The following is a 13,868-nucleotide window of genomic DNA, read 5'->3' as shown; positions in this document are numbered from 1 at the left end:
CTTTGCGCCCGACAAAACCTGTCGGGCACGGAATGTTCAGTTTCAACCAGCCCTAGCCAGTTTCAAATTGTCTTGACATAGGATGTGTCGAACAGCTTTTCCTGTGTGACGGCTTCCTTGACCATGCCTTCGGAGCGGAACCAGTCGAGCTGCTCCACGCAGCTGTTGAGCGACAAGGCCAGCCCCTTGTTGATGCGCATAGCACCATCGATAAGGTTCTGTTTTGCCGTCTCGAACGGGCTGTCGCTTTCGACATATTTGTGCACGATCTTTGCAATGTCGTCGCGCGCTGCATCGTCTGCAGTGTTGTCGACAAAGGCCGCATTATAATCGTCGATTGCCTTGGAATAGGCTTTGACGAAGGCTTCGGTCATGGCGCGCTCGTCGGACGCATTCTTAGTAGACGTGAATGCTGTCGTGACCTGATAATCCGGCGCATAATCGGAGACGAGACCGATCTGCTTTGCAGCGCCCTCACGGATGAGCTTCTTGGCGATATTGGGCTGGATGGCCCAGGAATCGATCTGCCCGGTCGACAGGGCACCGACAACAGCGCCGAGCTTCTGCAATGGGCGCAGCTGGATTTCAGAAAGAGGAATATTGTTGGCCTTGGCAATCTTGTGCGCCATGAAATGGAATGACGATCCTGCCGTGGTGATGCCAAAACTGTGTCCCGCCAGCTTGGACGGTTCCGTCAGCCCGCCTTCATAGGCCTTGTTGGAGGCCAGAATGACATTGCCGGTAATGCCTTTTTCTTCTGCAAGCGCACCGCCTATGACCTTGATCGCACCCTTGTCGGCCAAACTGATCAGACCGCCGCTCATTGCCGTCACACCGAAATCGGCATCACCGGATGCGATGGCGACAGCCATGGGCTGGGCGGCTTCGAAGAACTTCAACTCGATATCGAGACCAGCATCTTTGAAATAGCCACGCTCGTGCGCGATATAGCTCGGCGCATGGCTCGCCAGATGGAGAACGGCCAGATTTCGCGTCGCGGCGCGGGCAGGGGAGCCGAAAGCCGTGCTGATGCCCAACGCACCAAGTCCCATCAATGTCTGACGGCGTGTCAGGGTGAAATCCATTCCGGTTCTCCTCCGATGCGGGTGTCAGCCTGGCGCAACAGATTTCCTGCTAGGCCCGGCAAACAAAATTTCATTACGTCTCTGCCACGGAAAAATATGGAAGATTGCTTTCGCATAAAGTCACATAGCGGGATTTTCAATTAGATTAACGGTCACGTACTTGTTCTGCCGCCAATGCACCGGCATCGCTTCTCCGCAGAAACGGGTCTAACCCAGCCAGTATTGGACCTGAGGCCATCTCAGGCAGAAGATGCCCGCCAGCCAGTCCTTCGCCGTCAATATCGATGGCCCAGTCTGCCCATATATCGAGCGGTTCGCGCCCGCCGCCATAGCGTCGGCCTTGTTCCCAGAAAACCAGAACCGGCGCATGAATGCGCCGTCCTGCCGCCCGATCCGCAAGATCGTCAGCTTCATCCACACCTGCGCCTGCGCGGTAATCCTCGCATATCCAGTGCCGGACTTCCGCACTGTCAAAGGCTTCCCGATAATCCGCAAGTGCAAGCGGATGCAGCTTGTCGAGACCATGCGCCATCTTCTGCAAGGTCGTATCGATCATGAAACGAGGATTGCCGGAAAGAAGCATTTCAGGCAGCGGTTCGGGCTGTGCCAGCATGAACCAGTGCCACGCCCCCATACCGAAAGCCTTGCTGGCGCCTTCCCACATTTCCGGAGTCGGTACGACCGTCACGGATACCAGTCCAACCACATTGTTCGGGTGATCCAGTGTCATGCGATAGGCGACACGCCCACCGCGATCATGCCCGATCACAACAAACCGCTCATGCCCGAGCGCCTGCATCAACGCGACCAGACTAGCGGCCATCCGGCGTTTTGATCCGGCACCAACCGGATTGGACGTGATGCGGCTTCGTCCATAGCCCGGCAGATCAGGCACGACGACTGTGCGGGAGCGGGCGAGTTCAGGGGCAATGCGATGCCATGCGGCCATCGTTTCCGGATAACCGTGCAGCAACAGAACCGGCAGGCCTTTACCACCAGTCATGACCGCGAAACGAACATCATTCGTTTCCACTTCCCGCATCTCAAAGCCGGGAAAGAGCTGCTCGATTGCTGGTTTCATACCCCACCGTTTTGATCTCGTCGGAAACTGATTCAGTTGAAAGTGCTATGCTAGAGCATTTCCTGCTTTGATTGAAACATTGGAATCAGGCCACCGCGCAACCCGTCCGCGCGATGGCCATACAACCAGCCTTTATTTCATTTGCTTTGAAGAGACAGCCAGCGGGTTGCGTGTATGTTCATCAGATTGTCGCTGTAGCCTTCAACCTTATCTGCCACGAGCGCTTGTGATGAAGGATAGAGCAGTGGGATGACCGGAACCTCTTTCAGCAGAATGCGCTCAGCCTGAGCAAGGGTTTCAGCCCGCGCTCCGGTGTCGGTCATCGTTTCCGATTTTGTAATCAGCGCGTCATAATCCTTGTTCGACCAATCTGAATTATTGAAATAATTGTCGGTCGTGAACATGCTCAGGAAGGAATAGGCGTCGTTGTAATCGCCGATCCATGCCTGATAGGCAAAATCATACATGCCTTTTTCATGCAGATAATTGAAATAAGTCGCGCCTTCGACTTCGTCCTGTGAAGCATTGATGCCAATATTCTTGAGCATGTCTGCGATAGCAATCATCGTGTTCTTGTTGTTGACCGAAGTGGCATAGCGCAGCTTGACCGACAGGCTTCCCGGTGCGACACCGGCCTCCTTCAGCAATTCCCTGGCCTTGTCCTCACGATCCAGAATATCGATATTCATGTAATCCAGCCGGGGCGCGTCCACGACATAGTTTTCAGTACCGGGAGGCACCATCGAATAACCCGGCATCATCATGCCACGCCGGATTTCATTGGCCAGAAACTTTCGATCAATCGCCATCGATATGGCTTCACGCACACGAGGATCGCGCAACTTACTATCCGGTTCGCCTCTGACACTGACATAAAAGGTGCCGAAATAGGGGGCGACACGCAGATTATGCCCCAGATTGGACTTGATGTAGTCCATCTGCTCGGCGGGGACCGTACCGCAAATGTCGATCTCCCCGGCCTCAAACCGGCGCATGCACGACGCCGGTTGCTCGAATGGAATCCAGTTCACCACGTCGATCTTTACATTGGATGCATCCCAGTAGTTCGGGTTTTTCTTCATGACGATCTGCGCATTTGGTGTGAAGCTGGCCAATGTATAAGCACCATTCGACACCATGTTTCCCGCCAGAGTGAACTTGTCGCCATATTTCTCGACGGCTTTCCTGTTTAGCGGCAAGGTCGTCTGATGGGTCAGCAGTGAAAGGAAATAAGGGGTAGGGGACGTAAGCGTGATTTTCAGCGTGCGGTCGTCAAGCGCCTCGACGCCCAGCTGATCCAGTGGGAGCTTGCCGGTATTGATTTCCCTGGCGTTCTTGATCGCATAGAGAACATTGGCATAACCCGCACCAGTCTTCGGGTCGATGATACGGTGCAGCGAATATTCGAAATCACCTGCGGTAACCGGATCGCCGTTCGACCATTTTGCACCCGCGCGCAAATGGAACGTATAGGTCAGTCCGTCGGGAGAAATATCCCACGACTGCGCCACACCCGGTATCAGCTCGCCCTTTGCATCTTCGGTAACAAGCCCCTCATAGAGATCACGCAGCAAAGCGCTTTCATTGACCGTCGTTGTACGGTGCTGATCCAGTGTTGATGGATCGCTGCCGCTGTCACGGTTCAACACGGTTTCGGCTGACGCGACGGTAGCCAACGAAAAACAGCAAGCGCCTGCAAGAAAGAAACTGCGATGCATAAAGCCCTCCCATTGATGGCGCGACCCCGATCCGGAGTCGCCAGACGCATCGACTGCATATTTCTTGTTTTAATCTTACTATTTTAAGTAATAACTCCCTAATTATTGTGATAATTACTTTAATAGCACACATATAAGCACGCACTATAATTCGCTTATTAGAATTTGCGATTATAGAAAACGTTTTTATGTTTTACATTGGCGACGTTTTAGACCAGAAAGTATTTCCGGTCATATTTTTATATTTGTGAGGGGACATGAAGTTTACTTTATCGCTGGCAGGCTGCATTGCGACGGCATGCAGTGCATCTGCAGCCTATGGCGCAGATGCAGTCATCGCGCCGGAACCGGAATCGACACAATACGTCCGGGTTTGTGACGCATACGGCGCGGGATATTTCTATATTCCCGGAACTGAAACATGCCTGCGGATACATGGCTATGTCCGCTATCTTATGCAGGGCGGGGACGATGTTTATGGCCGCGGCTTCACTGACAAGGACGGCACACCTCATCTCCAGCGTAACAGCAAGCGCGATAGCTGGGACAATTCTGCCCGTTTCACATTACGTGCCAGCACGGCATCCGAAACGGAGCTCGGCACACTAAAAACCTATGCGGAAACCCGCTTTCAGTGGGGCAATGGCAAAGATTCCGGCTCCACCGGCTCGTTGCGCGTCGCATATATCGATCTGGCGGGACTGCGTGTCGGCCTCGATTTTTCGACGTTCATATCCTTCGTGGGGTATCTCGGCGACGTCTTTAACGATGATGTGATCCTTGCAGGCGGCTATCGTACAGGCTTGATCAGCTATACCTACTCCGGCAGCAATGGCATTTCGGCAATCCTGTCGCTGGAACAGGGCAACAATCTCGATACAGATAAGCAATACGGCTTTGATGGCACTATAAGTGACTATACCCCGCACGTCGTCGGTGGTCTGAAATATGCTCAAGACTGGGGCGCGGTCATTACAGTTGCTGCATACGATGCCCGGAACGAAAAATGGGCGGGCAAGCTGCGTGGCAATCTCAACATCAATGACAAGCTGTCCGTATGGGCCATGGGTGGCTTTAAGTCCAACAAAGACAGCTATATGGACGTCAAAGGCGACAACGGACAAGTTGCAGGCCAGGTTCGCGCGATCAATAGTTTCTACGGTCAATGGGGCGGCGACTGGGCTGCCTGGGGTGGCGGTGCTTACAAAATATCCGACAAGGCCATCATCAATGCCCAGCTTTCCTACGATGCCACAGACACGTTCTACACGACGGCAAACGTCGCTTACGAACTGGTTCCTGGCTTCACGGTCACGCCCGAAATCTCTTACGTGCGCTGGCGTGACAAAAAGTCTGTCCTTAACGGGTCAGACGCGTGGCAAGGCCTGATCGCGCTCCAGCGGACATTCTGAGACAGACAGAAAGAGGCGCCTGAAAAGGCGCTTCTTTTCATGAGCGATCAAGCTTCCCTTGGCACCAACATTGTTTTAGCAAGTTAAGGATGCGACGTTTCCAGCAAGATAGAAATGCGACAGGCGGTGACGTTCAGCCCCCATTCCGAGAGGCTGGTCAGGGTTGCAAGCGAGGAATGGGGGCGGGTGAATATACGGCTCTTCGGCTTCAACCTCTTTAATCACCAATATAGTGCGCACCCCTTTGCTTGCCGTTGATAAAGCTGGTATGCCTTCGACATGACTAAAGGCGTTCTCAGATTTTTCTTCGATTATGGTGCAGGCGGCTGCCTATGGGCTGGTGATCCTGCCACACGTGACAGCCTTGGCACAGGACCTGTTGATGCGGTGTTTTTTAATCTACAAGGGCAAGTAATCAAACCTGCCTGCGTGGAACTTTCTGAAATAGCTAAAAGTTTAAGGGATCAACTTGACTTTGAGCACTCTGGCTATCTTAACCCTTTGTATCCGCCTGACCCCAGTCTTTGGTCTCAGGCGCTCTGTGATCGTTTCAACGCGAATGTGGACAGATTAGTAGCGCTCTTACGCCAAGAGATTGGCAATGACTATGACATCTTGGACGAACAAATCCGTTATTTGGAAGATCCTCAACTTGATCACTATCTGATGCGCAACTCAGAGCTTTCCAAATTGAACGAAGTCAAAGCTTCAACTGTCCGCTAGGACTAAAGATTCCAATTATCTATCAACCGCCTTCATACGCGCCAGCGCTTTCTCCCGGCGGGCGATAACATCGGGATCATTCATGTAAGCGGTGCGCGATTTACGCTCGCGCTTCTGATAGCCATTGGCTATGCTGCCGTCGCGAATGCCAAACATATGGTTTGTCTGTCCTGTTCGACGCGGCCCACTCTTACTGCGCTGCTGTTCTCGACCAGCCTGCATCTCGGCTACGAGCGCAAGCGCGTCATCCAGTCGTTTGTTCTCTACAATAGACGACCTATGAACCGAGCGCAGCTTGTCAAACGTTTTATAGGGCAGGGTGTCCGTGCCATGCATGATCTCCAGACGCCCATCGGGGTAATCGCAGACTATGACTTTCTGTCGTGCCAAGCGTTTTGCAAACTCCGTTGGTTCCAAGATGAACAGCACCTTGTCGTAACGCAGTGTCAGTGTTTGTGACAGTGTCCGCACTTCCTTCCGACACATCGCACTATCAATGTTCTCATGCGCGGCCAGCGGTCGATGCATATCTTTTGGATTGCGAGGCTCCTTGCCAAAACGGGTATTGAAATCTGCAATGAACTCCGGTGCATAAGCATTTGCTGCTTCCATCGTATCAATGCCGTGCAATCGCAATTCCTTCACCAGACGATCCTGCAGAGTCCTGTTTGCCCGCTCGACACGGCCCTTGGCCTGCGGGGTGTTGGCACAGATAATGTCGATGTTGAGCTCATAAAGCGCGCGCCCAAACTGGGTCAGGCCACTCGTGCGATCTTTCTGCGAACCATGAGTGGAGCGAAACACACCATGCTTGTCACTGTAAAAGGCCAGCGGCTTGCCCCATTGCTGCAGGTAGGCCTTCGTTGCATGAAAATAATCAAACATATTCTCTGATCCAGCAAAGCGCAGATGCAGAAGCTTGCCGGTGGCATCGTCAATATAAACGAGGAGGGCGCATTTGGGACCCCGCTCCTCGAACCACCAATGATGTGAGCCATCCATCTGCACCAGCTCACCAAAACAATCGCGCCGGGCGCGCGGTTGGAATACCCGTTTTTTGCGTTCACGGCGTGAAACCCATATGCCTGCCGCCGTCATCCATTGGCGCAGTGTCTCCTTGCTGATCGAAATTTGATGTCGTTCAACAAGCTTCTCACATGCTAGTGTCGGCCCAAAATCCCGATAATAAACCCGCACCAAATCCAGCACGGTATTCCGGAAGTCCTCGCTGTAACGTCGATTACTCGGGCGACCGCGTCTTCCAGTAATCAGGCCTGTGTGTCCAAATCTATCGTAGGCCTGTAAAAGACGATGAATTTGGCTGCGGCTGAGATCAAGTAATGTTGTTGCCTGAACAACGCTCAGACGGCGATCTCGTATCTTCTGAATGACTTCTAATCTATTGAGTTCTTTCTGCGACATCGTGATCAAACAAGACATGACGGCTCCCATCCGTTGCTTGTATCCGGAACCCCAGTCTTCCTTTCTTTGTTTTGTTTGAATAGGGCAAGCGACCTAAAAATGTCGCATCTCTAATTTGCCCATGTGTCGCATCTGTATATAGCTGCTATATGGCTTAGTCGCATAACCCTTATTATGGAACATCTAGGCGGTTTGCGGGCTGTTGCGTTCTGGCCTGAAACCGCGTTTTCCACGACTGTGGAAAACCGTAGATGCTGCGGTTTGCTGTGTTGCGTTTAACCGAACCGATGGCATTGTTGCTTTCGTTGAGAAACGCGAGTGACCATGCCGATCATCAATATAAGAAATGCAGCCCTGCCGCCATCAGCACGTGGGCTTGTCGCTGTCGGTTCTCTTGGCGTCCCACGGTTTTGGGCCACCATCTGGAGTGACGTCCTGAACCCAAGACTGGAACCATCGAGCCGACAGAAGTATCTGACGGCCATTGATCGTTTCTACGAGGCAGTCTGCGAGCAACACGGTACCGACTGTCTGGACCGTCTTATAGCCGAAGCCGATGGAGATGCTTTGGAAGAATGTCTTCTGGGCTTCTTCGCCCAACTCAGGAACGCGGCCGTCGTCGAGAACGCGGACAAGTCGTCCACATGGAAGTTTGCGCTCGACTTCGCGACGGAAATGCTTCGCCAGGCCGGTAGCACGGCCGGTGCGCGGGCGAACGAAATCCAGGCAAAGGTACATCGCCTTGAGACCTTCTACCGCAACCTAGTTCCGAACCCCCAGAAGCCGCCACCGCCGATCCGGGCACTTCCGCCGCTCGTAATCGAGGACCTTTACGAAATCTTCAGGCCGGATTCGACGCGAAACCCCTTCAAGACTGAAGCGCTGCGCTGGCGCAACCTCTTGGTCTTCATGTTGCTGTTGCGCCTTGGGCTTCGGCGTGGTGAAGGCGCGTTGCTGTACGCTTCCTCGTTTAAGGAGGACTTCGACCCAGTCGCTCGCAAGACCGTCCACTGGTTGGATGTCGAGGAAGTCGATGATCCGGACCCACGGTACGAACAGCCTGGGCTGAAGACGGAGACCTCGCGACGCCAGCTTCCGTTACAGGAAGAGATCGTTGAACTCGTCAGGTTCTACATCCGCAACTATCGCGGACGGGCAAACCACCCACACCTTCTGATCTCTCAAAAAGGCCTGCCACTTTCGCTGCGATCCCTCAGTGAAATCTTTGAGGTTGCGACGAAGGCCCTGTGCGACGAGGCTAAGCAATCTCTGAAAAAGCAAGGGCTTAAAGGCGTCTCTTGTCACGATCTCCGCCATACATCCGCTGTCGTTAGGATGCGTCGGTATCAGGACACGGGCAATGATCTGGACAAGGCTCAGGAGAAGCTACGGACATTTTTTGGGTGGTCGAAGAAGTCGGATATGCCGCGCCTCTATGCCAAGGCCTACTTCGAAACCAGCCTGGACGAAGCCTGGGGCGAAAAATTTGACCATTTTGTGGATGCTCTTCGACGCACTGTTCCGGAGACATCCCATTGAAAGCCGCCGTCACGCTTCAGAACGACCGCCTCGTCGCCGATATTGATCGCCTGACATCGAGATTGCCGCCGCTGCCTGCGGTGGTCAAATACTACGATGATTTTGCGAACGAGATATGCTCCGTCCGAGACCTATCCGAAACCGACCAAGTCTTCCTTGCCTTGGACGGCCGCCAGCATTCAATATCGTTCAATGCGTTTGGTCCCGCAACGCAGGTAATGAAACATGTGTTCGCCGAATGGCTTGGCGAGCACGACCTTCACTACGTGACGATCCTGTTTGGCAGCACCCTGAGCTATCTCGCACGTCGCGGCGTCGCCTCTCTCATCGAGCTATTAGTGTCACAGCCGTTCGATGCTCGATCCCATTGGAACACATTCGTTCTTGCAGAGGTAAGTGCCAGGGAAAGTTACTCGCTAAGAGCCATTCTTCATTCCCTGTGTCGGCTCAACATTGGTCATTGGACGCCCACGGCGGCATCGATCATTCGGGCTCTGAAGAGCCCAAAGGTCGACAAGTATCGCGTCGTTCGCATCGGTGATTGCTTCCTGCCACTGGATCACCAAAGCATCATCGTCGACCACATCGATGCGATGTGCGCCGCGCTATCGAATGATCCTCAGTCGATTGATGACGAAGCGCTACGGGACGTGTGCATCTTGGTCACGTCATACCAGTATGCCTTCCGTCCGGGGCAGATAGCGCGGATCGAGACGGCCGATGTTCGGCTGTACTCGACTGGTGCGGTGCATGTTGCGGTCACCCGGATCAAGCAGAAGGATCACCGCAAGCGCATTCGAGAAACCCGGCGGATCAAGCGTGAGTGGGGGCCGCTCTTCAATGAGTTTGTGAAGCGCCGGGACGCAGGAATCGTCATGATAGAGGAGGGCGTGCCCCCTCGCCTCCTCTTCGGCCTCACGCCGTCCGGTGTTGGCCGGGTCATTCTTGAGCTTACGTCGGACTTGACAGGAGAAGCCTGGTCTCCAACCGACCTGAGACATACGGCGGCACAACGTCTCGCGGACGGCGGCATCTCGCACGCTGGCCTCTCGGAGTTCATGGGACACTCCAGCGACCGCGTGGCCAATGTCTACTTCGACGCATCGCCACCACAAGCCAAGCGTATCAATGATGCCCTTGCAATCTCGCCCATTTACAAGAACGTAGCCAAGATCGCGACGACGAGAACCATCGATAAGGAGATGCTTCTGGGCCTTCCGGCCGAGAAGCAGATCGGAGGTGTGCCTCACGGGATTCCTATCGCAGGAATAGGTGGTTGCAACTTGGGTCAGAACCTCTGCATGAAGAACCCGGTGCTTGCCTGCTACACCTGTTCCCAGTTCATGCCCCTCAACGATCCCGAAATCCACCAGGACGTCGTGGAGAGCCTTCGTCCGGTCGTCACTGAGTTCGCCGCCGCGTCCCGCAACAACCAGCAATCCCCTGCCTACGCTCAGTTGAAGAGCACGCTCGACGCCGCAAGACGTGTTGCCGAGGAACTGAAATCCGATGGCGGGGACGAGCCATGAACCCGTTCTATGCCGAATACATTGCCACGGCCAAGAGGCTGGCCGAAGAACGCGGCCTGAGCTGGAAGCTAGTCTTCGACGGTGAGGGCAAGGTCACCAAGGAGACGAGGTGGAACCTGACGGAACTGAGGGGTGGCCTTTCCAAACCGGTCTCATGGCTTGGTCAGGTTGGCGTGGACGCCGCGCCATTCATAAAACTGAACGAGATCAGAGTGGAAATGGGACAAGGTCTCTTGGTCGCCATGCCCCTGTCCCCCCACTGGCTGGACTTCTTCCAGGCTGTATTGATCCACCAGCTTCTCCTTGGTCAGACGAAGCCCGGAAGCGCCGTTCAAGTGGGCGCTGGCATCCGACGGCTGGCACCTGCAGCAGAGGATACACCGCCCTGGGCGGTAACCCCCGATCAAATCCAGCAGGCCTACAATGCCGTTCTTCGGTCATCGGAATCCGGCAAGCAAGCGCTCGACTTCGTGACCATGGTCAGGAACGTCATCGACAGACAAAAGCTCGCCGACATCCCTGCTTTGGCTCGTTTCTGCCAACCCTATTCCAGCAAGGAAGCGTTGGCAGCGCAGCAGCGGGCCGATGCGGTCAAAGACCGCCAAAACGCACATGGTGGCCGCAAGAGCCTGCGGCGCAGCCTGGCTGAACGGAAGTCGGCGTCGAAGCTTCCGGATGAGAAGGCCTTCTGGGAACTGGTTCGGATTGTCTTCACCGAGACGCCCCTGTCCTTCTCGGATGCGATCCGGTTTGCGGCATTTAAGGTCCAGATCATCATGGGCTTCCGGATCGGAGAGGCCGCCCTTCTTCCATTGGATTGGAAGCGTTGGCGCGAATATCTGGACGCCGACGGCCGACTGGCCGGAGAGCATGGTGGGTTCTCCCGTTCCCTGATAATCAGGTACTTCGCTGAAAAGCAGGAAGAGGACGACCTTGCCGAGGGATTGGCTCTGTACGAGAACATCCAGCACGTCCCGCCGATGTTCGAGGAGATTTTGGTAGAGACGCTCGACCACATAGCCACCATTACCGCCCCGCTGCGGGAGCGATTGAAACGGCAGGCTGAAACAGGTCGCATCTTTCCCGAATATGCTGAGGACGCGCTCGTTCCTGCCTGGGAGATGTACGTCCGCATTACAGGAAATGCGGTGTTCTCGGACGCAGAGGTTCCGCCGCAACTGATCCAGCAATATCGCGAAAGCTACGACCCGCAGTACCTCGACACCATCCGCGATCTTCAATTAGGCGGCAGACCCGCTGGTTTGTCGCAGTTCTGGACCAATCCGGCTCAACGCAACATTCCGATCCGGACATCGGCGGGCGTGATCGAAAACGGCAGGATTAACTGGCGATTTGCATTCGTCCGCGTTGGCGATGTCGAGGAACACATCCGGGAGAACCGCGCGACGAAGCTATCCGCTACCAAGCCGACCGCGACGACCGACGGTACGGTGTTTTATCCCTACGACCTCCTGTTCTTGATGCCGATCAGAAACCTCATCGAGGGGCGCAACAACGGCCTTCTTGACACGACCTTGTACTCTGCCATCGGCATTTTGGACAAAGGCCCTCTGAACGGCTCCTTGAGCGGCAAGGCAAGCGGGGAGACCCTCTTCCAGCGATACGGCCAGACGGACGAGGACCGCGCGTTGACGCTGACTTCTCATTCCCTGCGGCACCTGCAGAACACCGAGCTGTTCCGTCTCGGCGTCGCTGACACGATGATAACCAAGAAGTTCGGCCGCCGTAGCGTTCAGCAGAGCTACGAGTACGATCACCGAAGCCTTCATGAGGATATCGAGCATATCGACGTTCCCCCGGAAGCCGAAGATTCTCTCGGCGACAAGGCGCTTCAGGTCTACAAGATGATCGCCGCCAACAAGGTGCGAGGACCTATCGTCGACGAGTTCCGGCGTGTTCAACGCGAGTATGGCGACGATGCAGCCTTCGACTACCTGAATGCCGAGGCCGACGGTCTTCACGTCACGCCCTACGGGCTGTGCGTGAACAGCTTCACCAGCGATCCCTGCCCGAAACATCTCGAATGCTTCAACGGCTGCCTGCATCTAGCCCGAACCGACGTCGTAGAGGAGCACGACCATCTCGAAACGATGCGCGACCGCTTCGCGAAAATCATCATCCAGTTGGAATCCGTACCCGAGGGCCGTCGATATGCCGGATGGGCGAACCAGATCGCCCACGCCCGCATCCGATACGAGAATATCGGCAAGGCTCTCGCGACCGAACCCGGTGACCGCCCCTTCCCCGATGGCAAAGACCTCTCCGTGACGCCGGAGCAGAAGTTCGGTAACACCATCATCGACACCATGAGCCGCCTGAGAGACCTTGATGATTGATAAGATCGCCCATCTTGAGGAAATGTTGGAGGCGATGATCGCCGAGGACGAAACCATCACCGCGAGAGCCATCGTCCGGCGCAGCGGCGGCGTGTTCAAGAACGCCACTGACATCACTCGGAATGTGGACCGTCGCACCAAGTTCGAGGGTGCCCAGCGAAAGCAGGAGACTATAAGGATCGCGATTGGTCGCAGCAGCGGTAAGTCTCGCGCAGAGCTGGAGCGACTGGTCGAAGTGAAGAACGCCGAGATTGACCAGCTTCAGGCTGATCGGCAGCTCGTGATCGCGTCACACCGCATGATGATCCTGGCTGTCGCCGAAATGGGCGGCTTCTCAAAATGGAAACGTCTGTTCGAGGGATATCAGGAGACAGTCAACAAGCTCGACGGAATGAATGCCATTCCTTCTGGCGAGGTCGTAACCCTTCCTCCGAGGAAGTCCTAATGGCGCGAGGAACGGGCAAAAGCGGTGTCGAGGTTGCCCAGGAGCATGTCGATGCCCTCCAAGAGTATCTGGAGAACCTCGGTGACCAGCCGCTTCCCCGCTACGGCGGCGTCGAGCTGAACAAGAGCGCCATCGCCAAGGCCTGCGGCTTCGACCGTCAGGTGTTCCGCACCAATCCGAGATGCGCCGAAATCCTGGGCAACGCAGACGACCGTGATCGCAAGGCTAACCTGACACGCCTCGAACAGGCGGAAGCGGACCGCGAGCAGAAGGCCAAGGTCGATGGCAATCAGATGGCTTTGGAGGAAGAGAACCTTCGGCTGAAGGCGGAGAACGCCTCGCTGCGCCGCGACCTTGACCGCATGAAGCGGTTGAGCGCGGTGATCGCCGAGACTGGGAGACTTCCATGATTGGGTGTTTGAAGTCTGGTCCTCGGAGCCGCGCCGTCGTGGCCCCGACAGGCCGTGGGAGCTGGATCGCAGTGAATGAGGCACAGGGACCCGCGACGGCACGTCGTGGGTGGCCGCAGTGAACGGAGAGCCAGAGCCCATGGCAGG

The 13,868-nt window shown here is 55.3% G+C and carries 11 protein-coding genes; 7 read left to right on the top strand and 4 right to left on the bottom strand.

Annotation, left to right across the window (positions count from 1 at the left end):
* Window positions 1–62: 62 nt before the first annotated feature.
* The 3 genes from LJ361_RS06225 to LJ361_RS06215 all read right to left on the bottom strand — a co-directional run bounded on the left by LJ361_RS06225 (window position 63) and on the right by LJ361_RS06215 (window position 3,884).
* The gene (locus LJ361_RS06225; protein WP_010658792.1) at window positions 63–1,085 is read right to left on the bottom strand and encodes an ABC transporter substrate-binding protein; all 1,023 of its coding nucleotides are present in this window, start codon (window positions 1,083–1,085) and stop codon (window positions 63–65) included.
* A gap of 145 nt (window positions 1,086–1,230) precedes the next feature.
* Window positions 1,231–2,166, bottom strand: coding sequence for an alpha/beta fold hydrolase (locus LJ361_RS06220; RefSeq protein ID WP_264813012.1), 936 nt, complete (start codon window positions 2,164–2,166; stop codon window positions 1,231–1,233).
* A 137-nt stretch (window positions 2,167–2,303) separates the two neighbouring features.
* Window positions 2,304–3,884: a peptide ABC transporter substrate-binding protein gene (locus LJ361_RS06215; protein ID WP_264813011.1), complete on the bottom strand. Its 1,581-nt coding sequence runs from the start codon at window positions 3,882–3,884 to the stop codon at window positions 2,304–2,306.
* 257 nt (window positions 3,885–4,141) lie between these two features.
* Between LJ361_RS06215 and LJ361_RS06210 the strand changes: the two genes are divergently transcribed.
* On the top strand, window positions 4,142–5,296 hold the full coding sequence (locus tag LJ361_RS06210; RefSeq protein WP_029927407.1) for a porin: 1,155 nt from the start codon (window positions 4,142–4,144) through the stop codon (window positions 5,294–5,296).
* Window positions 5,297–5,575: 279 nt separating this feature from the next.
* Complete coding sequence (locus tag LJ361_RS06205) at window positions 5,576–6,019, top strand: hypothetical protein (RefSeq protein WP_264813008.1); 444 nt, start codon at window positions 5,576–5,578, stop codon at window positions 6,017–6,019.
* 15 nt (window positions 6,020–6,034) lie between these two features.
* On the opposite strand, the gene LJ361_RS06200 is transcribed toward LJ361_RS06205, so the two are convergent.
* A complete protein-coding gene (locus LJ361_RS06200; RefSeq protein WP_264813007.1) occupies window positions 6,035–7,459 on the bottom strand; it encodes an ISNCY family transposase in 1,425 nt (474 codons plus the stop codon).
* A 306-nt stretch (window positions 7,460–7,765) separates the two neighbouring features.
* Between LJ361_RS06200 and LJ361_RS06195 the strand changes: the two genes are divergently transcribed.
* From LJ361_RS06195 to LJ361_RS06175, 5 genes are read left to right on the top strand one after another with little or no spacing between them, the layout of a single operon-like run.
* Window positions 7,766–8,980, top strand: coding sequence for a tyrosine-type recombinase/integrase (locus tag LJ361_RS06195; RefSeq protein ID WP_264813006.1), 1,215 nt, complete (start codon window positions 7,766–7,768; stop codon window positions 8,978–8,980).
* Window positions 8,977–10,509, top strand: a complete 1,533-nt coding sequence (locus tag LJ361_RS06190; RefSeq protein WP_264813005.1) for a site-specific integrase — start codon at window positions 8,977–8,979, stop codon at window positions 10,507–10,509. The genes LJ361_RS06195 and LJ361_RS06190 overlap by 4 nt, the downstream gene beginning before the upstream one ends.
* Window positions 10,506–12,866, top strand: coding sequence for a hypothetical protein (locus LJ361_RS06185; protein WP_264813004.1), 2,361 nt, complete (start codon window positions 10,506–10,508; stop codon window positions 12,864–12,866). Before LJ361_RS06190 ends, LJ361_RS06185 begins: the two co-directional genes overlap by 4 nt.
* On the top strand, window positions 12,859–13,311 hold the full coding sequence (locus LJ361_RS06180) for a hypothetical protein (protein ID WP_264811912.1): 453 nt from the start codon (window positions 12,859–12,861) through the stop codon (window positions 13,309–13,311). Before LJ361_RS06185 ends, LJ361_RS06180 begins: the two co-directional genes overlap by 8 nt.
* Window positions 13,311–13,721, top strand: coding sequence for a hypothetical protein (locus LJ361_RS06175; RefSeq protein WP_264813003.1), 411 nt, complete (start codon window positions 13,311–13,313; stop codon window positions 13,719–13,721). Before LJ361_RS06180 ends, LJ361_RS06175 begins: the two co-directional genes overlap by 1 nt.
* The last annotated feature ends 147 nt before the right edge of the window (window positions 13,722–13,868 follow it).

Origin of the sequence: Brucella sp. JSBI001 (genome assembly GCF_026014005.1) — a bacterium.
In the GTDB taxonomy this organism is placed as follows: domain Bacteria; phylum Pseudomonadota; class Alphaproteobacteria; order Rhizobiales; family Rhizobiaceae; genus Brucella; species Brucella anthropi.
Note: the sequence above shows the minus strand (reverse complement) of the source record. Positions and strands in the feature narration are given on the sequence as shown.

Bases quoted from the DNA above. Each gene is read 5' to 3' on its own strand.
- LJ361_RS06225 (WP_010658792.1), bottom strand. From the start codon at position 1,085: ATGGATTTCACCCTGACACGCCGTCAGACATTGATGGGACTTGGTGCG.
- LJ361_RS06220 (WP_264813012.1), bottom strand. From the start codon at position 2,166: ATGAAACCAGCAATCGAGCAGCTCTTTCCCGGCTTTGAGATGCGGGAA.
- LJ361_RS06215 (WP_264813011.1), bottom strand. From the start codon at position 3,884: ATGCATCGCAGTTTCTTTCTTGCAGGCGCTTGCTGTTTTTCGTTGGCT.
- LJ361_RS06210 (WP_029927407.1), top strand. From the start codon at position 4,142: ATGAAGTTTACTTTATCGCTGGCAGGCTGCATTGCGACGGCATGCAGT.
- LJ361_RS06205 (WP_264813008.1), top strand. From the start codon at position 5,576: ATGACTAAAGGCGTTCTCAGATTTTTCTTCGATTATGGTGCAGGCGGC.
- LJ361_RS06200 (WP_264813007.1), bottom strand. From the start codon at position 7,459: ATGTCTTGTTTGATCACGATGTCGCAGAAAGAACTCAATAGATTAGAA.
- LJ361_RS06195 (WP_264813006.1), top strand. From the start codon at position 7,766: ATGCCGATCATCAATATAAGAAATGCAGCCCTGCCGCCATCAGCACGT.
- LJ361_RS06185 (WP_264813004.1), top strand. From the start codon at position 10,506: ATGAACCCGTTCTATGCCGAATACATTGCCACGGCCAAGAGGCTGGCC.
- LJ361_RS06180 (WP_264811912.1), top strand. From the start codon at position 12,859: ATGATTGATAAGATCGCCCATCTTGAGGAAATGTTGGAGGCGATGATC.
- LJ361_RS06175 (WP_264813003.1), top strand. From the start codon at position 13,311: ATGGCGCGAGGAACGGGCAAAAGCGGTGTCGAGGTTGCCCAGGAGCAT.